General features: G+C 69.7%; 17 protein-coding genes. 10 read left to right on the plus strand and 7 right to left on the minus strand.

Going from position 1 to position 21,573, the window contains the following annotated elements; translation table 11 throughout:
* Nucleotides 1–49 precede the first annotated feature (49 nt).
* Both AB0M56_RS10165 and AB0M56_RS10170 read left to right on the plus strand, forming a co-directional pair.
* A complete protein-coding gene (locus tag AB0M56_RS10165) occupies nucleotides 50–2,116 on the plus strand; it encodes a fatty acid desaturase (protein ID WP_364173156.1) in 2,067 nt (688 codons plus the stop codon).
* The gene (locus AB0M56_RS10170; protein WP_364173159.1) at nucleotides 2,113–2,943 is read left to right on the plus strand and encodes a fructosamine kinase family protein; all 831 of its coding nucleotides are present in this window, start codon (nucleotides 2,113–2,115) and stop codon (nucleotides 2,941–2,943) included. The genes AB0M56_RS10165 and AB0M56_RS10170 overlap by 4 nt, the downstream gene beginning before the upstream one ends.
* A 1,108-nt stretch (nucleotides 2,944–4,051) precedes the next feature.
* Here AB0M56_RS10170 and AB0M56_RS10175 read toward each other — a convergent pair.
* Nucleotides 4,052–4,576, minus strand: a complete 525-nt coding sequence (locus AB0M56_RS10175; protein ID WP_364173162.1) for a hypothetical protein — start codon at nucleotides 4,574–4,576, stop codon at nucleotides 4,052–4,054.
* 172 nt (nucleotides 4,577–4,748) lie between these two features.
* On the opposite strand from AB0M56_RS10175, the gene AB0M56_RS10180 reads away from it, so the two are divergent.
* Nucleotides 4,749–6,239, plus strand: a complete 1,491-nt coding sequence (locus AB0M56_RS10180) for a HAMP domain-containing sensor histidine kinase (protein WP_364173165.1) — start codon at nucleotides 4,749–4,751, stop codon at nucleotides 6,237–6,239.
* A gap of 511 nt (nucleotides 6,240–6,750) precedes the next feature.
* The gene (locus AB0M56_RS10185; RefSeq protein WP_364173168.1) at nucleotides 6,751–8,625 is read left to right on the plus strand and encodes a glycosyltransferase family 39 protein; all 1,875 of its coding nucleotides are present in this window, start codon (nucleotides 6,751–6,753) and stop codon (nucleotides 8,623–8,625) included.
* Here the strand turns inward: AB0M56_RS10185 and AB0M56_RS10190 are convergent.
* Nucleotides 8,600–9,193 (minus strand): hypothetical protein, encoded by a 594-nt coding sequence (locus AB0M56_RS10190; RefSeq protein WP_364173171.1) that lies wholly within the window; start codon nucleotides 9,191–9,193, stop codon nucleotides 8,600–8,602. The two genes, AB0M56_RS10185 and AB0M56_RS10190, sit on opposite strands and share 26 nt — an antisense overlap.
* Nucleotides 9,194–10,206: 1,013 nt before the next feature.
* Between AB0M56_RS10190 and AB0M56_RS10195 the strand changes: the two genes are divergently transcribed.
* The 3 genes from AB0M56_RS10195 to AB0M56_RS10205 all read left to right on the plus strand — a co-directional run bounded on the left by AB0M56_RS10195 (nucleotide 10,207) and on the right by AB0M56_RS10205 (nucleotide 14,227).
* The gene (locus tag AB0M56_RS10195; RefSeq protein WP_364173173.1) at nucleotides 10,207–11,508 is read left to right on the plus strand and encodes a bifunctional glycosyltransferase family 2/GtrA family protein; all 1,302 of its coding nucleotides are present in this window, start codon (nucleotides 10,207–10,209) and stop codon (nucleotides 11,506–11,508) included.
* Nucleotides 11,505–13,340, plus strand: coding sequence for a glycosyltransferase family 39 protein (locus AB0M56_RS10200; RefSeq protein ID WP_364173175.1), 1,836 nt, complete (start codon nucleotides 11,505–11,507; stop codon nucleotides 13,338–13,340). The genes AB0M56_RS10195 and AB0M56_RS10200 overlap by 4 nt, the downstream gene beginning before the upstream one ends.
* A gap of 179 nt (nucleotides 13,341–13,519) precedes the next feature.
* The gene (locus AB0M56_RS10205; protein WP_364173177.1) at nucleotides 13,520–14,227 is read left to right on the plus strand and encodes a serine/threonine protein phosphatase; all 708 of its coding nucleotides are present in this window, start codon (nucleotides 13,520–13,522) and stop codon (nucleotides 14,225–14,227) included.
* On the opposite strand, the gene AB0M56_RS10210 is transcribed toward AB0M56_RS10205, so the two are convergent.
* The 3 genes from AB0M56_RS10210 to AB0M56_RS10220 are packed head-to-tail and all read right to left on the minus strand — an operon-like array spanning nucleotide 14,216 to nucleotide 15,449.
* Nucleotides 14,216–14,788: a DUF2127 domain-containing protein gene (locus tag AB0M56_RS10210; protein ID WP_364173180.1), complete on the minus strand. Its 573-nt coding sequence runs from the start codon at nucleotides 14,786–14,788 to the stop codon at nucleotides 14,216–14,218. The genes AB0M56_RS10205 and AB0M56_RS10210 overlap by 12 nt on opposite strands.
* 59 nt (nucleotides 14,789–14,847) lie before the next feature.
* Complete coding sequence (locus AB0M56_RS10215) at nucleotides 14,848–15,258, minus strand: hypothetical protein (protein WP_364173183.1); 411 nt, start codon at nucleotides 15,256–15,258, stop codon at nucleotides 14,848–14,850.
* Nucleotides 15,255–15,449, minus strand: a complete 195-nt coding sequence (locus AB0M56_RS10220) for a zinc finger protein (protein WP_364173186.1) — start codon at nucleotides 15,447–15,449, stop codon at nucleotides 15,255–15,257. Before AB0M56_RS10220 ends, AB0M56_RS10215 begins: the two co-directional genes overlap by 4 nt.
* Nucleotides 15,450–15,553: 104 nt before the next feature.
* Between AB0M56_RS10220 and AB0M56_RS10225 the strand changes: the two genes are divergently transcribed.
* On the plus strand, nucleotides 15,554–16,384 hold the full coding sequence (locus AB0M56_RS10225; RefSeq protein WP_364173189.1) for a Scr1 family TA system antitoxin-like transcriptional regulator: 831 nt from the start codon (nucleotides 15,554–15,556) through the stop codon (nucleotides 16,382–16,384).
* A 13-nt stretch (nucleotides 16,385–16,397) separates the two neighbouring features.
* Nucleotides 16,398–16,574, plus strand: a complete 177-nt coding sequence (locus AB0M56_RS10230; RefSeq protein ID WP_364173192.1) for a DUF397 domain-containing protein — start codon at nucleotides 16,398–16,400, stop codon at nucleotides 16,572–16,574.
* Between the two features lie 67 nt (nucleotides 16,575–16,641).
* Here the strand turns inward: AB0M56_RS10230 and AB0M56_RS10235 are convergent, their stop codons facing one another.
* Both AB0M56_RS10235 and AB0M56_RS10240 read right to left on the minus strand, forming a co-directional pair.
* Nucleotides 16,642–19,014 (minus strand): GH92 family glycosyl hydrolase, encoded by a 2,373-nt coding sequence (locus tag AB0M56_RS10235; protein WP_364173195.1) that lies wholly within the window; start codon nucleotides 19,012–19,014, stop codon nucleotides 16,642–16,644.
* 344 nt (nucleotides 19,015–19,358) lie between these two features.
* Nucleotides 19,359–20,390: a hypothetical protein gene (locus tag AB0M56_RS10240; RefSeq protein WP_364173197.1), complete on the minus strand. Its 1,032-nt coding sequence runs from the start codon at nucleotides 20,388–20,390 to the stop codon at nucleotides 19,359–19,361.
* Between the two features lie 186 nt (nucleotides 20,391–20,576).
* Here AB0M56_RS10240 and AB0M56_RS10245 point away from each other — a divergent pair, with 186 nt between their 5' ends.
* Nucleotides 20,577–21,497 (plus strand): ABC transporter substrate-binding protein, encoded by a 921-nt coding sequence (locus tag AB0M56_RS10245; RefSeq protein WP_364173200.1) that lies wholly within the window; start codon nucleotides 20,577–20,579, stop codon nucleotides 21,495–21,497.
* The last annotated feature ends 76 nt before the right edge of the window (nucleotides 21,498–21,573 follow it).

Genomic DNA, 21,573 nt, shown 5'->3' on the forward strand with positions numbered 1-21,573 from the left:
CTAAGTTGTCACCGCTTGGCCAGGAGCGATCGACCGAGGAGACCGCTCGATGCCCGTCGTCGACAGCCGGCTCGGCGCCGGGGAACAGCCTGGGGCGCCCGAGCGCGCCGCCGTGCCCAGTCCCCGAATCCCGCTCGCGCCCGCATCCCTGCCTACGCTCACCCTTTTCGTGGGCGGTCTGGCCGTGTGGGGCACAGCCACGTGGCTCGCGTTGTGCGGCATCGCGCCGCTGTGGGTGACGATCCCGCTGCACGCGCTCGTCACGTTCACGATGTTCACCGTCGCGCACGAGTCGGCCCACCACGCCGCCGGGAAGCTCACCTGGCTCAACGAGGTGCTCGGCCGGCTGGCGATGCTGTTCGTGGCCGCCTACGGCTCGTTCCCGTTCCTGCGCTTCATCCACCTCGAGCACCACCGCAACACCAACGCCGACGCGAGCACCGACCCGGACGCCTGGACTTCGCAGGGCCCGTGGTGGCAGCTGCCGTTCCGCTGGCTGACGATCGACTTCTGGTACGTGCGCTTCTACTCCCGCCGCGTGCACGGCCGCCCGCGCCTCGAGCGCGCGGAAACGCTGGTGGCGCTGGTGGCGTTCGCGGCGATGGTGGTGACCGTGGTGGCGTGCGGCCGCGGCTGGGAACTGCTGGTGGTCTACCTCATCCCGCAGCGGCTGGGGCTCGCGCTGCTGGCGTGGTGGTTCGACTGGCTGCCCCACCACGGTCTGGCGGAGAACCGCTTCGGCGCCACGCGGGTGCGCGTGGGGCTGGAGTGGCTGATGACGCCGATCATGCTGTACCAGAACTATCACCTGGTACACCATCTTCACCCGGCGATCCCGTTCTACCGGTACCTGCGCGCGTGGAACGACAACCGCGATGCGTACCTGGCACGCGAAGTCCCCATCACCACGGCGTGGGGCCGCGAGCTGACGGCCGCCGAGTACCGCGCGTGGCGGCGGCTCACCGAGTGCTTCGAGAGCGAACCCGCGCCGGAACCCTTGCGGCGCGGGTCTCGGCGGTTCCACGCGCTGCGGGTCGTTTCCGTGGACCCGATCGCCCAGGACGCGGTGGCGATCACCTTCGACGTCCCCGAAGAGCTGCGCGAGACGTTCCGGCACGTGCCCGGCCAGCACGTGGTCGTGCGCACGACGGTGGACGGCACCGTGGTCCGGCGCACGTACTCCCTCTGCTCGCCCGCCGGTTCGGCGTCGTTGCAGATCGCGGTGAAACGCCGTGCGGGCGGCACTTTCTCGCCGTTCGCGACTTCGCAGCTGAAGCCGGGGGCCGTACTCGAACTGCTGCCGCCTTCAGGCGGGTTCACACTTTCGCCGTGCCCGGAGCGTTCTGCGCACTACGTCGTGCTGGCGGCCGGCAGCGGGATCACGCCGGTGCTGTCGATCCTGTCCAGCGCCCTGCGCGCGGAGGCCCACAGCCGCGCAACCCTGTTGTACGTCAACACTTCCGGCGCGACGACGATGTTCGCCGACGAGATCAGCGCGCTGGCCCGCGAGTGGGCGGGCCGGCTGCACGTGGTCCACTTCCGCACCGACGAACGCGATCCCGACCTGCACGCCCACCGCCCGGTGCGGCACTTCGACACCGTCGGCGAGGCCCTCGCGATCTCCCATGAGCGCTACCGCAGCGGCCGCCTCGACGCGACCCGGCTGCGCGCGCTGCTGCAGAACCGCCTTCACCCGGCCAAAGTCGACCAGTGGTTCCTCTGCGGCCCGCGCGGCCTGCTCGACATGGCGCGCCGAACCTTGCGCGAGGCCTACGTCCCCGACGAGGACGTGCAGTTCGAACTCTTCGCCGGCGCCCCGGCCCGCAGCCCGGAAGGCGCGTCGGCGGCCCTGTCGGTCACCGTCGGGCGGCACGTGACGGACATCGTGACGCAGCCGGGCGAAACCGTGCTGGACGCTTCACTGCGCGCCCGGCTCGACGTGCCGTACTCCTGCACGGGCGGCGCGTGCGGCAGCTGCGTGGCGAAGCTGGTGCGGGGGCGCGTGGACATGGATGTGCAGTACGCGCTCACGGAGGCGGACGTGGCGGACAACCGGATCCTGACGTGCCGGGCCCGCCCGACGACGCCTGAGCTGGCGGTCGACTACGACCGGTGAGCACCGCTGACGTTGTTGCCCGGCTGACTGGCCTCGAGGTGGTGCGTACGCGCTCGTCGGGTTCTTTGGTGGAAGCCGAGCTGTCCGACGGGTGGGTGGTGGTGAAGCACGCGCCCGGCGCGGCTGTCGCCGAGGCTGCGGGGTTGCGGTGGCTGGCTTCGGCCGGCGCGGTCTCGGTCGTCGGTGTGCGTGGGTTCGACGACGAGTGGCTGGTCCTCGACCGGATTGCGCCTTCTCCGGCGACGGTTGCTGCGGCGCGTTCGTTCGGGCTGGGTTTGGCCAGGTTGCATTCGGCCGGGGCGCCGGCTTTCGGTTCGCCACCTCCGGGAGGGCCCGTTCAGGCGTGGATCGGCCAGGCCCCGATGGCGAACGTGACCGGCGCCGAGTGGCCGCGGTGGTACGCGGAGCAGCGGGTCTTGCCATACGTGCGGCAGGCGGTGGACGGCGGGTTGCTGGACGTTGCCGAGGCCCGTGTTTTCGAGCGGGCCTGTTGGCGGTTCCCCTCCATTGCCGGCCCCGCCGAGCCGCCTGCGCGATTGCACGGGGACCTGTGGAACGGCAACGTTTTGTGGACCGCGGCCGGTGTGTGCCTCATCGACCCGGCCGCCCACGGTGGGCACCGCGAGACGGATCTCGCGATGCTCCACCTGTTCGGCTGCCCGCATTTGGCCGAGGTGATCGCGGCTTACGACGAGGCCGCGCCACTCGCCGCGGGCTGGCGCTCGCGGGTGCCGATGCATCAGCTGTTCCCACTGCTCGTGCATACTGTCCTATTCGGACGGTCGTACGCCGCGCAAGCTCTTGCCGCGGCCCGGGGACTACTCTGACCGCGAGCCGTCGGGTGCTCCTGACTGACACTCGCCAGCTGCTCGCACCGCTCGGGCATGCTTTCCTTTCGGCGGTCTTGCTGCGCGCAAGCGCTTGCCTCAGCCCGAAACCACTGCGACGGCGGGTTGCCGATCGCTGGTGACCGGAGTCCGGCCAGCCGTTCCCACCGCCCGCACACACCGCGCTCTGCAGCAGTGTCATGCCGCGCGAGCCCTGTCCGCAGCGGCAGAGGCCGCGCGAGCCCTGGCCACAACGCAGGGAACTGCCATGACGGCAGGCCATCGATCGCTGCCGACCGGCGTCCGGTTGGTTCGCGCGACTCGCACATACCGCCCTCCGAGACGGAGTGCTGCCACGCGAGCCTGGACGGCAACGCAGGAACTACCGTGACGGCAGGTCATCGACCACTGCCGACCAGCGTTCGCCCAGCCGTTCCCACCGCCCGCCCGCACCACCCACTGCGGCAGAGCCATGCCACGCGAGCCTGGCCCGTAACGTAGGAACTACCGTGACGGCAGACTGCCGACCACCGCCGACCGGGGTTCGCCAGCCGTTCCGACCGCTCGCACACGCCGCCCACTGCGGCAGAGTCGTGCCACGCGGGCCTGGCCACAACACAGGAACTACCGTGACGGCAGGCCATCGACCACTGCCGACCAGCGTCCGGTTGGTTCGCGCGACTCGCACACACCGCCCTCCGAGGCAGAGTCATGCCACGCAAGCCTGGGCCGCAGCGCAGGACCTACCGTGACGGCAGGCCATCCACCACTGCCGAGCGGCATTCGCCCAGCCGTTCCCACCGCCCGCACACACCGCCCACTGCGGCGGAGTTATGCCACGCGAGCCTGGCCACAACACAGGAACTGCCATGACGGCAGGCCATCGATCGCTACCGGTCCGCGCCCGCCAGCCGTTCCTGCGGCCCGCACACACCGCCCTCCGAGGCAGAGTCATGCCGCGCGAGCCCTGGCCACAACGCAGGAACTACCGTGACGGCAGGCCATCCACCGCTGCCGACCGGCGTTCGCCCAGCCGTTCTCACCGCCCGCACCCACCGCCCCGTTTGCGTGGTCGTACGCGGAGCAAGCCCCAACCGCCGCCCGGGAACTACTGTGACGGCGGCCCGTCCATTGCTTCCGTGACCGAGGTGACGGTGGCCGTGTCTGCAGAAGTGGTGGCGACGATGGTGACCTTTTCGCCGTTGGTGACACCCGTCGCAGTGGCCGTGTCGATTGTGTAGATCTTCGTGAAGCCGTCGTCGCTCTGGGAGGTGAGGGAGGTGGCGGACAGGGCGGTGACTTTGCCTGTTTGGAGGAATTTCGTCACGTAGGCGCCGCTGTCATCGGTGGTGGTGAGCTCGCCGTGCAGGGCCTGGCCGAGGGCGCCGGCGCCGCCGGGGCCACCCGGGCCGCCCGGAATGCCCTGGCCGGCGCCCGCGCCGACGGCCGTGGCCGTGCCGGAGTCGGTCGAGCTGCTCGCGATCCAGATCGCGGCGCCGCCACCGACGGCGACCACCGCGGCGACCCCGCCCGCGACCCACTTGCGCCGAGGATTCGGGCCGGGCTTCGAGCTGCCGGGACCACCGCCCCAAGCGGGCTGGACAGCGTCCTGAGTGGACTGTTTCGAGGTCATCACACGCTCCTTCGACGGGGGAATTGACCACCACGGTCGAGGCGAACCCTGTGCCGGGACTGTGGCCGTGGTCAGCCCGCGCTGTGACCCCGACTTTTCGGACACCCGACATCACAGCGGGCTCACAGGCAGCACACATGCGGCCCACACCCGGCGCCCCCACGCTCGTGAAATGACACAGCGCGCGAGGACCCGCTTCGGGCGGCTGTCGTTGCGCGCGAAGCTGACCGTGGCGATCGTGGCGCTGTTGTCGCTGGTGTGCCTGGTGATCGGGGTGGTGAGCGAGTTCGCGTTGCGCGCGTTCCTCATCGATCAGACCGACGGGCAGCTCTACGCCGCCGCCGGCCGTGCCCAGGACTTCGCGACGCACGGGGGGCCGCTGGGCGGCCACAACCCGCTCGACGCGCCCGGGCAGGGCGCCGGCACCGTCAACGCCCACTTCTCCGGCGGCCGCCTCATCGACGGCGGCTCGCTCTCCCAGCACGGCCAGCGCGTCACGCTCACCGACGACCAGCTCGCCGCCCTGCAGAGTCTGCCCGCCGACGGCCGCGCCTACACCCGCACCGTCGGCGACCTCGGCGACTACCGCCTCACCGCGACGCCCATCCCCGACGGCGTGGTCGTCACCGGCGTGCCGCTCGAGCCCGTGCAGCAGACGCTGCTCACCGTCGGCCTGATCCTCTTCGGTGTCGCGGCCGCCGGCGTCACGGGCGCGGCCTTCATCGGCGCCTTCGCGGTCCGGCGCACGCTCCGTCCGCTCGACCGCGTCGCCGCGACCGCCGCCCGCGTCTCCGAGCTGCCCCTGGACCGCGGCTACGTGGACCTCTCCGTCCGCGTCCCCGACGGCGACACCGACCCCCGCACGGAAGTCGGCCAGGTCGGCTCCGCGCTCAACCTCATGCTCGGCCACATCTCCGCCGCACTTGAAGCGAGGCACGCCAGCGAAATGCGCGTACGCCGCTTCGTCGCCGACGCCAGCCACGAGCTGCGTACGCCCCTGGCCGCCATCCGCGGCTACGCCGAGCTCGCCGGCCGCGGCCGCATGCACGTGCCCCCGGACGTCGCCCGGTCGATGACCCGCATCGAATCCGAAGCCGACCGCATGACGACGCTGGTCGAAGACCTCCTGCTGCTGGCCCGCCTCGACGCGGGCCGTCCCCTCGACGTCGCCGAAGTCGAACTGGCCCGCCTCGTCGCCGACGCGGTCGGCGATGCCCACGTGGCCGGCCCCTCGCACCGCTGGGAGCTGCGCCTGCCCGACTCCCCGGTGCTCGTTCTGGGCGACGTCCAACGCCTGCACCAGGTCCTCGCCAACCTCCTCGCCAACGCCCGCGTCCACACCCCACCCGGCACCACCGTCGTGACGTCCCTCGCCCGCTCCGCCGACGGCACCGCCGTGATCACCGTCACCGACAACGGCCCGGGCATCCCCCCGGACCTCCTCCCGGCCGTCTTCGAACGCTTCGCCCGCGGCGACTCCTCCCGCTCCCGCGCCGCCGGCTCGACAGGCCTGGGCATGGCCATCGCGGCCGCGGTACTGGTGGCCCACCACGGCACCATCGAGGTCCACAGCATCCCCGGGCGCACCGAGTTCGCGGTACGCCTGCCGGTCACCGTCCCGGCCCAGCGCACCGATTCACCCGTGGCACAGATCGAAGCCTGACACCACGGCGGCCATCCACCGCCGACCCCCCGACACGTCCGCACCCGCAAGCGGTCCACCTCACCACAACCATCGCGGCAGCCGCACTCGTGGCCCACCACGCCACCATCGAGGTCCACAGCATCCCCGGCGCACCGAGGTCTCCGCCGCTGCCGCGAAACACGCGTTCGCGAGCCCGTCGCGCAGGTCGACGCCTGACCCGGCGACGGACATCGTCGCCCGGCAATATCCGGCCGCGTAGCGAAACGTCGTCGCCCGAGGACCGCCGGCCCGGTCTGGCCAACGCGGCGACGCACCACGGGTCCGAGGCCACAGCGTCCCCCGCCGCACGGAATTCGCGGCTCGCCTCCTGGTCGCCGCCCCTGACCCAGCGCACCGGCGAGCCGGCCACGCAAGCCTGATTCCTCCCCTACCACTCGTGATGTCCGCTCACGCTGTGACATCCCGTCGCACAGGGCGCACACAGGGTGTCCACAAGGCCGGCCCAGGGTGGGGCGACAGGGTGGCTGTCATGACCGCAGTCGCGATTCCCGCCGCCACACCGAAACGGGCGGACGTCACCCGGCCCCGTTGGGTGCGGCCGGCGCTGGCCGTCCTGCTCGCCGGCACGGCGGCGCTGTACCTGGTGGACCTGAGCGCCTCCGGGTGGGCCAACGCGTTCTACTCGGCGGCCGCCCAGGCGGGCGCGCAGAGCTGGAAGGCGTGGTTCTTCGGGTCCAGCGACGCGGCCAACGGCATCACCGTCGACAAAACCCCCGCCGCTCTGTGGGTGATGGGGTTGTCGACGCGGCTGTTCGGGGTGAACGCGTGGAGCGTGCTCGTCCCGCAGGCGCTGATGGGGGTCGGGTCGACGTACCTGCTCTACGCGACCGTCCGCCGCACTTCCGGAGCAGCGGCCGGACTGCTGGCCGCGACGATCCTGAGCATCACCCCGGCGGCCGCGTTGATCTTCCGGTTCAACAATCCCGACGCGCTCCTGGTCCTGCTGCTCATCGCCGCCGCCTATTGCACGGTGCGGGCGATCGAAAAGGCCGGCCCGAAGTGGCTCGCACTCGCGGGAGTGGCCGTCGGTTTCGGGTTTCTCGCGAAGATGCTCCAGGCGTTCCTCGTGCTGCCCGCGCTGGGCCTCGCCTATCTGATCGCCGCGCCGACCCCGCTGGGCAAACGCTTGCTCCACCTCGCCGGCGCAGTCGGAGCCGTCATCGTGTCGGCCGGCTGGTACCTCGCGGTCGTCGCACTGTGGCCTGCCGCGGACCGGCCCTACATCGGCGGCTCCCAGGACAACAGCCTTCTCGGCCTCACCTTCGGCTACAACGGCTTCGGCCGCATCACCGGCGACGAGACCGGCAGCGTCGGCGGCGGACGCGGCTGGGGCACCACGGGCCTGTTCCGCCTGTTCGGCAGCGAAATGGCCGGCGGCATCGCGTGGCTGCTGCCCGCCGCGCTGCTCGCGCTGGGGGCCGGCCTGTGGTTCACGCGCCGCGCACTGCGCACCGACCAAAGCCGCGCGGCGCTCGTGATCTGGGGCGGGTGGCTGCTGGTGACGGCGATCGTCTTCAGCTACATGGGCGGCATCATCCACCCGTATTACACGATCGCCCTGGCCCCGGCCGTCGCCGCGCTCGTCGGCACGGCCGCGGTCCAGCTGTGGCGCCTGCGCGACGACCCCGCCGCCGCCGGCGTCCTCAGCGGCGGCCTCGCGCTCACGGCCGTGACCTCCTACGTCCTGCTCATCCGCGAACCGTCCTGGCAACCGTGGCTCGCGCCCGCGATCCTGGTCGCCGCGCTGCTCGCGGCCGTGGCGGTGTTCTTCGTCAACCAGCTCGGCCGCACCGCCGCCCGGGGGCTCGCGGTCCTGGGCCTGGTGACGATCCTGGCCGCCACCGGTGCGTACACGATCGCCACGGCCGCTACTCCCCACAGCGGCGCCATCCCGTCAGCCGGACCGGCGACACGCCGCGGCTTCGGAGGCGGCACACCGGGTCGAGGCTTCGGCGGCCCAGGCGGAGTCGGAGGCGGCCGCGGCAGGGCCGGCGGCCTCCTCGGCACCGCGACCCCCGGCCCGAACCTCACCGCACTCCTCCAAGCCCCCGACCACACCTGGACAGCCGCCACGGTCGGCTCCAACAACGCCGCCGGCTACCAGCTCGCGAGCAACCTGCCGGTCCTCGCCGTCGGCGGCTTCAACGGCACCGACCCGTACCCGACCCTCGCCCAGTTTCAGCAGTACGTCCACAATGGACAGATACACTACTTCCTCGGCGACGGCCTCACGATGCAAGGCAGCACCGGCAGCGACTACGCCCAGCAGATCGCCACCTGGGTCGCCGACAACTACCAGGCGACCACAGTGGACGGTGTCACCGTGTACGACCTGACAACCTGAGATAAGCCTCGCCCCGCGGCGAAATCCGGTATCCCACCTCGAGCGAGAGCGTGAGCCCCAGGTCCTTCAGCTTGCGCACGGACCGCTTGAACACCAGCAGCTCCTCCCACCCCAGCTGCTCGGCCAGCGTCCCCGCCCGCAGCCCCGGGTTCGCCGTGATCGCCTCCAGCGTGGCCCTCGTCCACGGGCCGTCCGGACCACTGGCATCGAACCTGCGCAACCGCGCGGAAATCGCCTCGACGTCCGAACCCGACAACGCCGCGTCAGCCGCCAGCGCGTCTCGCGGATCCCCGCCCCGCACGACGTGGAACGACACCCGGTACAACGGCACCGACTCGTCGCCACGCAAGTTCGAAACCAACTCCGCCAGATCCGCGTACCCCGCCGCCACCGCGTCCTCGTCCGTCAGATCCGCGACGGTCACCTCGTCGACGTGCTCCACCTCGATCAGGTCGACACCCGTCCGGTACCGATGCCCGGCGATCGCCTTGTTGCGCGCCCACCTGCGCACCATCACGGTCACGCGCCCCGCGTGGATACCTTCCCGCAGCCGTGCCTCGAACAGCATCCGCCCATCTTACGGGCGCTGTCGGACATTTCACGTATCCCCGACGCCACTCTGACCGCCGCCCCGAAGATGGCGGCATTTCGAGCTCTCCGCCCACGCCGCCCCACACAGAGACAAACCCCCGCCCTCCCTAGGGGGCGTCCCTCGTCCAGTCTATCGGCCCCCACCGACAAAACCCGTGGCCGAGCCAAAATGAGGCAGAGCTGTCCACAACTCGGTCTCCGTGTGGACAACTCGACTCATGGGCTGAACCAGCCTTGCGGCGGCCCAGCGACAGGAGAGCGCCGACAACCCGCGGACGCCGACGCACGGAGACGACGATCAGCCGGGCGTTCCTGCCACACGTCCTTTCGCGATGACATAGCCCGCCGCGCCAGGGCGCGTTTTCGGCGACCATTACGGCGAGCAGCACAGCCGACGCAAGGCGGATACGCTTACCTCGACTGCCAGTTCGTCATCTGAACGAAGTCCGAGGCCAGAACCCATGCAGACCGGCGACAGCTACATCACGGACGAGTTCGAGCCCGTACGGCACGACCTCCTCGCCGCCGGTCTGCGCGCCGAGGTCGGTGGTGCGCGGAGGATTCCCGGGGATTCCCGTCTTCTGGCCACCTTGAGCGTCGAAGGTGCGCCAGATCGGCACAGTCGCGCTCGACGAAGCGGCTTCACTGGCCGAGCGGTTGGCCGCGCTCGCCAATTTCACTCAGGACCTCGTCCTGGAGAATCACCGTCCTGGTGGCCGAAGTGTTGTGTGGCCGCACTGTGCCAACCGTGACCACGGCCATCCCATGACCCCGCTCGTCCTCGACGGCGTCGCGGCCTGGGTCTGCCCCGCCGTTTCCGGTGAGGCGGCCGTGCCCGTCGGTGAGTTCCCCAGCGGCTCTCGGCGCTGAACGCCGGGCGGCACGGCGAGCACCCCAGCCGTTCAAGATCACCCGATAGAGCAGCGACCCACAGGCGGCCCACAGCGGCGCCACAAGCCGGCCAAAGCCGGGCGCCGAACGATGGCTCCCATGAACGCCACCGCACCCTCCCGAAACGGAGCCGAAAACGGAGCAGGAGCCCCCGCACAGGTGCCCCAGCCTCGCCCCGGGTCGACGCCGGTCGGCCTCGGCGGGCCGCAGCCGGTGCTCGACGTCGTGATCCCGGTGTACAACGAGGAAACCGACCTGGAGCCCTGCATCCGCCGGCTCCACGCGCACCTCGAGGAGCACGCCGGCTACGCCTACCGCATCACCATCGCGGACAACGCGAGCACCGACAAGACGCTCCACGTGGCAGAAACCCTCGTCAGAGAGTTCGCGCAGGTCGAGGTGCGCCACCTCGACGAGAAGGGCCGCGGCCGTGCGCTGAACGCCGTGTGGTCCACTTCGGACGCCCAGGTGCTGGCCTACATGGACGTCGACCTCTCCACCGATCTCGCCGCCCTGCAGCCGCTCGTGGCCCCGCTGCTCTCGGGACACTCGGACCTCGCCATCGGCAGCCGGCTCGCACGGGGTGCGCGCGTCGTCAGAGGCCCCAAGCGTGAGTTCATTTCGCGCTGCTACAACCTCATCCTCAGGAGCGCGCTCGCCGCCCGGTTCTCCGACGCGCAGTGCGGCTTCAAGGCCATCCGCGCCGACGTCGCGCGCCGCCTGCTCCCCCACGTGCAGGACACGGGCTGGTTCTTCGACACCGAACTCCTCGTCCTCGCGCAGCGCTCGGGCCTGAGGATTCACGAGGTCCCGGTCGACTGGGTCGACGACCCCGAGTCTTCCGTCCACATCGTCAAGACCGCCACCGCAGACCTCAAGGGCATCGTGCGCATCACGCGCGCCACGTTGACCGGCGAGATCCCCGTGCGCCGCCTGCGCGAGCAGCTCGGCCGCGAGCCCATCGGCGTCACCGCGCCCGGCGTCTCGCCCGGCCTTGTGAAGCAGCTCGTGCGCTTCGCCGTCGTCGGGGTCGCCAGCACCGCCGCGTATCTGCTGCTGTTCCTCTTGTTGCGCAACGGGATCGGCTCGCAGCCGGCGAACTTTCTGGCCCTGTTCGTCACGGCCGTCGCCAACACGGCGGTGAACCGGCGCGTCACGTTCGGCGTCCGCGGCCGCGGCGGCGCCGGGAGGCACCAGTTCGAGGGCCTGATCGTGTTCGGCCTCGGCCTCGTGCTCACCAGCGGCTCGCTGGCCCTGCTCAACCACACGACCCACCCCGGGCTCGGGCTGGAGACCACCGTGCTCGTGCTGGCGAACCTCGCAGCCACGGTGCTGCGTTTCCTGTTGCTGCGCGGCTGGGTGTTCAACCTCCGCCGGCGCCCATCCGAGGAGACCCCATGACCGCCACGCTCGCCGTCCCTGCCAGACAGAAACCCGCACACCGCAAGGAACACCACCGGCCGGCCGTGTTCGGCCTCCTGGCCCTCACGGCCGTCCTCTACTTCTGGAACCTCACCGCCTCGGGCTTCGGCAACTCCTTCTACGCCGCCGCCGTGCAGTCCGGCACGCAGAACGTCGAAGCCTGGCTCTTCGGTTCCCTCGACTCCGGCAACGTGATCACCGTCGACAAACCACCCGCCGCCCTCTGGGTCGGCACGGCCTTCGCCCGCATCTTCGGCTTCTCCAGCTTCACGGTGCTGGCCCCGCAGGCGCTCATGGGCGTCGCGTCCGTCGGCCTGCTCTACCTCACGGTCCGCCGCGTCTCCGGTCCCGTCCCCGGCCTCCTCGCCGGCGCAGGTCTCGCGCTGACGCCCGTGGCCGCACTGATGTTCCGCTTCAACAACCCCGACGCCCTGCTCGTGCTCCTGCTCATCGCCGCCGCGTACTTCACCGTGCGCGCAGTGGAGAAGGCGAGCCCGATGTGGCTGGCACTCGCCGGGGTCGCCGTCGGGTTCGGCTTCCTGACGAAGATGATGCAGGCCTTCACCGTGTTGCCCGCGTTCGCGCTCGCCTACCTCGTGGCCGCGCCGACGTCGCCCGGCAAACGCGTGCTGCACCTGCTGTATGCGGGCCTCGCGGTGATCGTGTCCGCCGGGTGGTTCGTGGCGCTCGTCGAGATCTGGCCCACGGCCTCGCGCCCCTACATCGGCGGCTCCACCGCCGACAGCCTGCTCGAACTCGCCCTCGGCTACAACGGCCTCAGCCGCATCTTCGGCGGCGAGGGCCCGGGCGGTGGCGGCGGGTTCGGCGGCGCGGGCGGCGCCAACACGATGTTCGGCGGCAGCAGCGGCCTGGGCCGCATGTTCGGCGCCAGCTTCGGCACGGAGGTGTCGTGGCTGCTTCCGGCCGCGATCATCGGGCTCGTCGCCGGCCTCTGGTTCACCCGCCGCGCCGCCCGCACCGACCGCACCCGCGCGGCCCTGCTGCTCTGCGGTGGCTGGCTGCTCGTCACGGGCCTGGTGTTCAGCCTCATGAGCGGCATCGTGCACCCGTACTACTCCGTGCAGCTCGCCCCGGCGATCGCCGCCGTGGTCGCGATTTCCGGCCATGCCCTGTGGCGCGGCCGGGCGAACACCGCGGCGCGGGTGGTGCTCGGTGCGATGATCGCCGTGACGGCCGTGTGGAGCTTCATCCTCCTCGACCGCACACCCGGCTGGTTCCCCGCGCTGCGGTGGATCATCGTGGTTCTGGGCGTTCTCGTCGCGACGGTCGTGGTCCTCGGCGTGCCCCCGGTGCGCAAGGCGCTGGTGACCCTGGCCGCCGCGAGCGTGCTGACGCTCGGGCTCGGCACCGCCGCCTACGCCGTCGAAACGGCCGCCCAGCCCCACACCGGCTCGATCCCGACGTCCGGCCCGAGCACCGGAGGCGTCGGCGGGTTCGGCGGGTTCGGCGGCGGTCCAGGTGTGGAGCAGACGAGCAGCGAGCTCACCGCGCTGCTGGCCAAGACCACCACGAAATGGGCCGCCGCGACCACCGGTTCCCAGTCTGCCGCGAGCCTGGAGCTCGCCAGCGGCAGGTCCGTGATCGGCATCGGCGGCTGGGACGGCAGCGACCCGACGCCCACACTGGCGCAGTTCCAGCAGTACGTGGCGAACGGCCAGGTCTCCTACTACGTCGACGGCGGCCGCGGCGGCGGACCCGGCGGCGGCTCCAGTGAGATCACCGAGTGGGTCGCGGCGAACTTCACCGCCACCACCGTCGGCAACTCGACCGTCTACGACCTCACGAAGTAGCCCGAGCGGGAAGGCCACCTCGCCCAGCAGGGCGAGGTGGCCTTCGGCGTGTTCGGCGCAGCGTGTGAAGCGGTGGTTTAGGCCAACAGGGGAAAAACAGCCGGGTCTCAGTCTGTTCCCAGGAAACGAGCGCATTCTGGAAAGTGCAGGGGGAAGCCGCGAATACCGGGGAGGTCACGATGGCCGGATACCCACGCTGGCACACCGCCAGCGCCCAGGGCCCACGCGAGCGCAACGCCGACGCCGTGAGCGCCTACGCCCTCGCCGGCGCGCCCGGGATCACCTTCGCACTCGCCGACGGCGTCGGCGACGACCCCGGCGCCGGCCGCGCCGCCCAGACCGCCGCGGCGGCCGCCGCGCGCACGCCCGTGCAGAGCGGACCCGTCGCCGCGATCCTCAACGCCCAGCGCGCCCTGCGCGAGCTCGGTGGCACCGGCGACGCCGTGCTCGTGGTCGCCATGCCCTTCCCCGGCGGCTACCGCATCGCGTGGGTCGGCGATTCCCGCGCATACGCCTGGGACGGCACCATGATCCGCAAGCTCACCACCGATCACACGCTGGCCGAGTACTTCCGCGCGCGCCACCAGCCGTACTCCTCGCGCATGGAGCACATGGTCACCACGAGCGTGCGCACCACGAAGCCCGACGAGATCGGCACCGCGGAGGTCGTCGGCAGAGGGCTGCTGCTCACCAGCGACGGCGTGCACAAGGTCCTCCCGCCCGCGACCATCGACGAGATCCTGGCCGACCCCGAGCGCGGCGCCGCGGCGCTCGTCGAGGCAGCCATCACCCTCGGCGGTACCGACAACGCCACCGCGCTCTTCGTCGAACAGCCGGAGGTGGACGTGGCCGCCATCGTCACCGAGCGATTTCCCTCAGCTGCCTGAATCCGCGCTGCCCGAATCCGAGCCGCCCGAACCAGGGCCGTCTGACTCACGTTGACGGGCGCGTTCCCGGCGCAGCTGCCGGTACTCGCGGTACACGAGCACGATGATCACCGCGTCGAGCGCCGCGAAGAACGGCAGCGCGATCGAATGCGTGTTGATCGCCCGGTACACCTCGTAGACCACGAACGCGCCCAGCACGACCATCGCCACCGGGTACGCCCGCATCCACTTGCGCGCGAGCGCCCACACCAGCAGCAGCTTGATCACGCCGTGGGCCAGCAGGTATGCCACCGCGAACGTCTTCGTGCCACCGCTCACGAAGTGCTCGGTCGCCAGTTCCAAGTGGTGGGCGAGCGTGCCCGACGGGTCGCCCAGCAGGTCGCGCGTGATCACGGCGTGGGTGAAGCCCGTGACCACCGTCGACGGGATGAACGCCAGAATCAGCGCCCCGACCAGCTGCACCGCGCCGTCGAGCCCCTTGAGCGCGATCGCGATCCGGAACAGCCGGTCAGTGCTGGTCTTCTCCTGGTTCTGCTGGTTCTCCTGGTTCGGCTCCGCCATCGGTCCAGCCAACACGAAAACCGCCGGTCACGCTCGGGTCGGGCGCCCGTGGGCACCCGTCAGGAGGATCCCTGCCAGACTTGGCACGATTCGCACCTTTCGTGGCGCGCCGCGCGGTTCGTGGCGTCGCGGCCGTAGAACGGGTAACACGCCGAACCGCACAGCGCCAGGAACACGTTCCCGCACCGCAACGGCCTCGGCCCCACCTGGTGCACCACCCCGATCACGTGGCGGCGCGTGCCGGCCTCGGGCAGCCACCCGTCGGGCGGCAGCACGGCGAGTATGGCCGCGTTCAGCTCGTCCGACCTCGCCACGAGCGCACCGCCCAGGTCGAGCAGCCGCTCGCCGAGGTCGCGCAGCGCGTCGGGGCGGGGCAGGTCTTCCTCGAACGTGCGCGCCAGGAACGCCAGATCCGCGCCCAGTGAAGCGTGCAGATCCCGGATCCGATCGAGGAGCAAGGTGTCGTTCACGTCCGACTCAACCACGCCGACGAACACACCACACACGTCGGATCGAACCAATTCCCGCCGAGCTGCGGAACGTCGTCCCGCGCGACGGTCACCTCCACCCCGCACAACGCGACGAACGATTCCTCCGGACGCGGCGCGAAAGGCCCTTCGAGGGCGTGCCGTTTACCCTCGGCCTGCTGCCATCTCAACACAGCGGTCTCCCCTATTCAGCAACGTGCTGAACACAGCCTTCTGTCAACGCCGGTAAACGCCAAGCGCGGCCCGGGTGATCATCCGAATACGTATGATGACGCCCATGACCAAGCCTTCTGGCACCCCGCGCGCAGTGGCGCTGGGTGCGGCGCTGCGCGAAGTGCGCGAAGCGAAGAAGTTCGGCCTTCGCGAACTGTCGCGGGCACTCGACCTGAACCCGAGTCTCGTTGCGCACTGGGAAGCCGGAACCCGCATGCCGTCCACCGAGGACGTGGCTACCCTGCTGGGCTACTTGCGGGTGATCGGCGAGCCGAAGCGCCGGATCATGGACTTGTCCCGACATCTGCGCGATCCGAACTGGATGGCGGCCGGACAAGCCGAACTGACTCCGGAATTGACTACACTCCTGCAATACGAGCAGGGCGCGAGCACGATCACCGATTGGTCTCTCAACGTCATTCCCGGGCTGTTGCAAACTCCGGATTATGCTCGCACACTTTTCGAAGGACGACTCAATGCCGACCAAATCGATGCCCGAATACGAGTACGCCTGAACCGGCAAAAGATCCTCACCGAACGCGACCCGATCAAATACCTTGCCATTGTCGGCACCCATGCCATTGATGAGCCGATTGCCCCGGATTGGGTCATGTCCGATCAGATGGACCACCTGCTGGCCATGTCCGAGCGACCCAACATCAGCCTGCGAGTGTTGCCACGCCAACCAAGATTCCATCCCGGCATGGCCGGGTCATTCGTTGTTTACGAATACGACCATCGAAATCCGATTGTCCTCCTGGAGCAGTACAGCACGACCTCGTTCCTCAGCAGCGATAAGGATTGGGGTCCCTATCTTGCACTTGCTAAGCTTCTCGCCGGAGAGGCATTGAGCGAGGAGGCCAGCCGCGCGATGATCGCGGAGGCAGCGACGTAGGCGGAGGGCAAACATGCAGGCTGCTCAGTGGCGGAAGTCGTCCTACAGTATGGATAATTCCAACTGCGTCGAGATCGCTGTCTCGGAAGAGATCGGTGTCCGGGACACCAAGAATCGCGAAGCGGGACAACTCACCGTCTCGCGCGAAGCGTGGCAGGGCGTCCTCCGCGCGTTGCAAGCGAAGCACTGAAGCCCTGCCACAGAAGCAGCGCTGAAGCCCGGGGTTGCGGCCCTGTTGGACCGCAACCCCGGACTTGTCAGGCGCGCGCCACCGCCGGCGGACCGGCGTTGACGCCCCAGCTCGTCGGGGTGTCCGAGAGCTGAATCTTGATGGTTCCCGCGCGCAGCAGGTCCTTGTGCGACAACCAGCTCTGCCGCAGCTTGCCGCCGTTGCCCGGGCCGTCGGTCTTGACCGAGGACACGTACTGCAGCTTCGAAGCGCTGGCGCCCGGGGCCTCGATGCTGATCGTGCGGCCGTGCTCGGGCCGGATCTCGACCTTGTCGAACATGGGCGCGGTGATCACGTAGGTCGCGGAGCCGGGCTGGGCCTCGAAGATCCCCGCCATGGCGAAGACGAGCAGCGACGAGGTGGCGCCGAGGTCGTCGTTACCGGGCATGCCGTAGACGTTGTCGGTGAAGAGCGTGCGCATGGCGCGCAGCACGGCCGACGTCTTCCACGGCGCGCCGGTCCACGTGTACATCCACGGGGCGGCGAAGTCGGGCTCGTTGTTGGGGTTGAACGCGAAGTTGTTGTGGTAGTCGTAGGCGCCCGTCACCCAGGAGTCCGCGGCGGCCTTCGCCGGGTCGGTGAGCACGGTGGGCATGTCGAAGAACTTGTCGAGCCGCTGCTCGGCCTGCCCGGCGCCGCCCATCAGCCCGAAGAGGGTCTGCGGGTCCTGCTGGCCCATCCACTGGTACTGCCAGGCCGTGCCCTCGTGGAAGGCGTTGGTCTGGGTGGGGTCAGGGTTGCCGACGGTGGAGCCGTCGGCGTTCTTCGGGACGGGGAAACCGTTGAAGCCCTGGGAGGTGATCGTCGGGTCCCAGAGTTTGGTGAAATTGTCACAGCGCGACGCGAGAGTTTTCGCCTTGTCCTGGTAACCCAGTCCCGCCGCCATGGTGGAAAGCGAACAGTCACCCAGCGCGTACTCCAGCGTGGCGGAGCCGGCCTGGCGGCTGTCGCCGAACTTGTAGCCGGGCAGGTTCTGGTAGGCGACCCAGCCGTTCTGGACGTAGCTGGGGTTGCCGTCGCGGCCGCGGAAGATCGACTGGTCGGCGGGGACCTCGTTGGCGTTCTTCCAGAGCGCGTCGAACAGGCCGCGCGCGGTGCGGTTGTCGAGCAGGCCGCGGTTGTAGATGTCCACGACCCACGGGGTGATGGGGTCGCCGGACATCACGTTGGTCTCGCTGTTGCCGAGGCCCCAGCGTGGTAACCAGCCACCATCCTGGTAGATGTGCAACACGGATTTCGCCATGTCGGCGGCCTTGTCCGGATGCAGCAGCGCCACGAGCTGGTTCTGCGAGCGGTAGGTGTCCCAGAGCGAGAACATCTGGTAGTACGTCGAATCCGCCTTGTGCACCTGATCGTCGAAGCCGCGGTAGCGATTGTCCACATCGGACCCGATCGACGGGTGCAGCAGCGAGTGGTAGAGCGCGGTGTAATACGTACGCTGGTCTGGTGTTGTTCCACCAGCCACCCGCATGCGGTTGAGCTCGTCCTGCCAGGTGTTGTGCGCTTGTGAACGCGCCTTGTCGAACGACTTGGGCTGCTCGGCCTTGCGGTTGAGGCGGGCGCCGTCGACCGAGGTGTAGGACAGGCCGACCGACGCGCCGACGTCGCGACTCTGATTGGGGTCGAACGTCAAGTAGGCGCCGGCGCGCTGGGTGCCGCGTGAGGCGTCGCGCTGGTTCGGGGTGATCGTGCCGTCGGTCCAGGTGCCGAAGTTTTGGAACGTGCGATCGAACTTGGCGCTGAAGAAGATCCGGTAGCGCTCCTTGCCGGTCTCGCCGCAGAAGTTGCCGCCCTGCAGCCAGCCTTCGACGGTGTCGTCGCCGACCACGTGGACGTCGCCGGCGTAGGTCGAACCGTTGCTCTGGCCGACCTCGATGAGCACGTTCTCGGGTCCCGAGCCGGCGGGGTAGGTGTAGCGGTGCTGGCCCGTGCGCTGCGTCGCGGTGAGCTCGGCCTGGATGCCGTTGTCGAACTTCACGCCGTAGTAGCCGGGCGCGCGGGTTTCGTTGGCGTGGCTGAACTTCGCGCCGTACTGCGCCGGATCCGACGACGTGACGGCGCCGGTGGTCGGCATGAAGCGGAAGTTGCCCATCGTCTGACAGCCGACGCCCGAGAGGTGCGTGTGACTGAAGCCGAGGATGGTGTCCTGCTTGTAGTCGTAGGAGGCGTACTGGTTCAGCTGGGTGTCGGGGCTCAGCTGAACCATGCCGAACGGCACCGCGGCGCCCGGGAACGTCGTCCCGTCGCCGTTGTTGCCGATACTGGTGTCGACGAGCGTGGTGGGGTCGTCGGCGAACTTCGGCCCTTGCTGGGCCTGGGCTGTGGCTGCCGTGGTGGTGGCCGCTGTGGCCACGGCGCTGGCGAGCACCAAGGCGGCGAACACGCGTTTCCGCGCTCTCATCGCGTTCCTTTCGGCGTGACAACGTTGTCAGATCGGGGTGTCTACGATCTTTGCCCGTTAGGTGGGGTTTCGTCAATCCACCGGGCGTACCAGTGGGGGTTTCACCACGGTGCTGAATCGGTTCCGGTGGTGCAGACCACTGGCAGCGTTGTCAGGCGTCTTCCGCCCCCAGGGCAACGTGGCGCCTGCTGCGTGGCGACGAACTGCTCGGCGAGATCTTCCTCGACGGCAGCAGCGACTTCCGCTGGCTGTCGGGCCGCTTCGCGCCGCAGCCGGGGTTCGCCAAGGCGAGAAGCTGCCCGGTCGAGGAGGGCACCGCCAACCACGGCCTCGCGACTCCCGGCTCAGTGCCAGGCTTCCGGCTCCGTCCTCACCACCGCGTCCCGATCCGCGGCCTCCTCGATCGCCAGCGCGATCCGGTGGTCCTCGATCCCGTCCGCCAGCGGATACGGCGCCGGCCCCTCACTGCGGACCCAAGCCCCCGTGTCGGCCAGCAGGGTGGCGATCGCGATCTCCTCGTCGTTCCAGCGGCGGCCCTGGTACGGGTTCCGGTAGAGGACCTCGGAGCCGAACGTGAGGTGGTCGGTGTCGAAGCCGTCGAGGTCGAGGTCGTAGCCGGTCTGGCGGCGGACGATCGGGGTGTGGGTGATGGTGCGGTCGCCGGTCAGCCGCAGGACGTCCTGGTCGGCCAGCTCGCCGCGGGTGCCGCGGACGAGGAGGCGGCGGTGCAGGAGCTGGTTGTGCCACTGGTTGTCGGTGAAGTCGTAGACGCCGAGGCCCTCCGCGAAGACCACCGTGGCGAACGTCGTCACTGCGGGTTTGGTCTCGACGACGTCGGCCCAACCCGCGCGTGACAGGGGGTCGGCCAGCAAAGCGGTGGTCCGCGTGGCCCGCACCTCCACCGGGCCGCGGCCGGCGCCGAGGAAGGTCCGCATCGAGGACACGGCGTGGTACTGGTGAGTGGAGGACACGTCGACGCGCGTGATGTCGCCGATGACGCCCGACCGGGCCAGCGCAATGCGGGCGGCGTGGGCGGGCATCCGGCTGTACTGCTCGGCGACCTGGATCAGACCACTCTCGCCGACGTCGTGCCACAGCGCCCGGAGACCGTCCAGGTCGGGCGCGGGCGGCGTCTCCGCGAGCACCGGCACGCCGCGGCCCACGAGCTCCCGGATCAGGCCCGGCGTAACGTGCCACGGCACCGACGTCACCACGAAGTCGGGCTTGCGCCGGAGACACTCGTCGAGCGAGGTGAACACGGGCACCGGCAGCTCCTTGGGGCTGCGCGACACCACGCCGATGCAGTCGAGCTCGTCCGCGAGCCGCCAGAAGTACTCCGCGCGCCAGCCGGACCCCACGATCGCGTAACTCGTCACGTGATCAACCTATCGGCTCGCATGACCTTTCGGACCGATATTTCTGGCCGTGAATCGGGAATGACCGCTGTCCACAGCAGACGTCGGCCCCATGTGATTCCCACGATGTGGTTTCTGTCGGTACCCGTCTATAGGGTCCCAATGATCGGTCACCAAGACCGTTCTCGAACCGAGGAGTGTGGGCACGTGCGCTGGACCCGGACCATCCGAGCGGGGGCGCTGCTGGCCGTGGCGGCGCTCGGCCTCACGGCGTGCGGTGGCGGCGGCAGTGACCAGCCGGCTGCGCAGAGCAAGGGCGGCGCGCCGATCGTGGTGGCGTCGTTCAACTTCACCGACAGCCAGATCCTCGCGGAGCTCTACGCGGGCGCGCTGGAGGCGAAGGGCTACCCGGTCACGCGCAAGCTGAACCTGGGTTCACGCGAGCTGATCTACCCGTCGCTGAAGAAGGGTGAGCTGCAGTTCGTGCCGGAGTACCAGGGCGCGGCCATCGCGACGGGCTTCGGCAAGGACGCGGTGAAGGACGCGGCCGGTGAGCACAGCCAGCTGGCCGAGCTGTTCAAGCCCGAGGGCATCGGCCTGCTGAACTACGCGCCGGCCGAGGACAAGGACGTCTACATCGTGAAGGCCGACCTTGCGAAGTCCAAGGGGATCTCCACGATCGGCGACTTGAAGAAGCTCAACAAGGTCGTGATGGCGGGCGGTCCGGAGTGCGAGACGCGGCTGCCGTGCTTCAAGGGCTTCCAGGACGTGTACAAGCTCACGAACGCGACATTCAAGACCGTGCAGGAAATCGGCCCGCGGGTGCAGGAGCTCGACTCGGGTGGCGCGACCGTGATCCCGGTCGACTCGGTGAGCCCGGTCGCCGGCGACTCGAAGTACGTGGTGCTGAAGGACGACCTCGGGATCGAGCCGACGGAGAACGTCGTGCCGGCGGTGAGCCAGAAGGTGCTCGACGAGCGGGGCGCGGACTTCGCGGCGGCGGTCAACGCCGTCAGCGCGAAGCTGACCACCAACGAGCTGCGCGACCTCAACAGCCGCGTCGACTCCGACGGTGAGCCGGCCGCCGACGTGGCGAAGGACTGGCTGAAGCAGCAGGGCCTGGCCTGAGGTTTCGGTATGGCGGGTCGGGTTGCGGTCGTTCCCTCCGCTCTGTGGCCCGGACGCCACGGGGTGGAGGGGCCCC

It is taken from the genome of Amycolatopsis sp. NPDC051372 (assembly GCF_040682095.1).
Lineage (GTDB): Bacteria > Actinomycetota > Actinomycetes > Mycobacteriales > Pseudonocardiaceae > Amycolatopsis.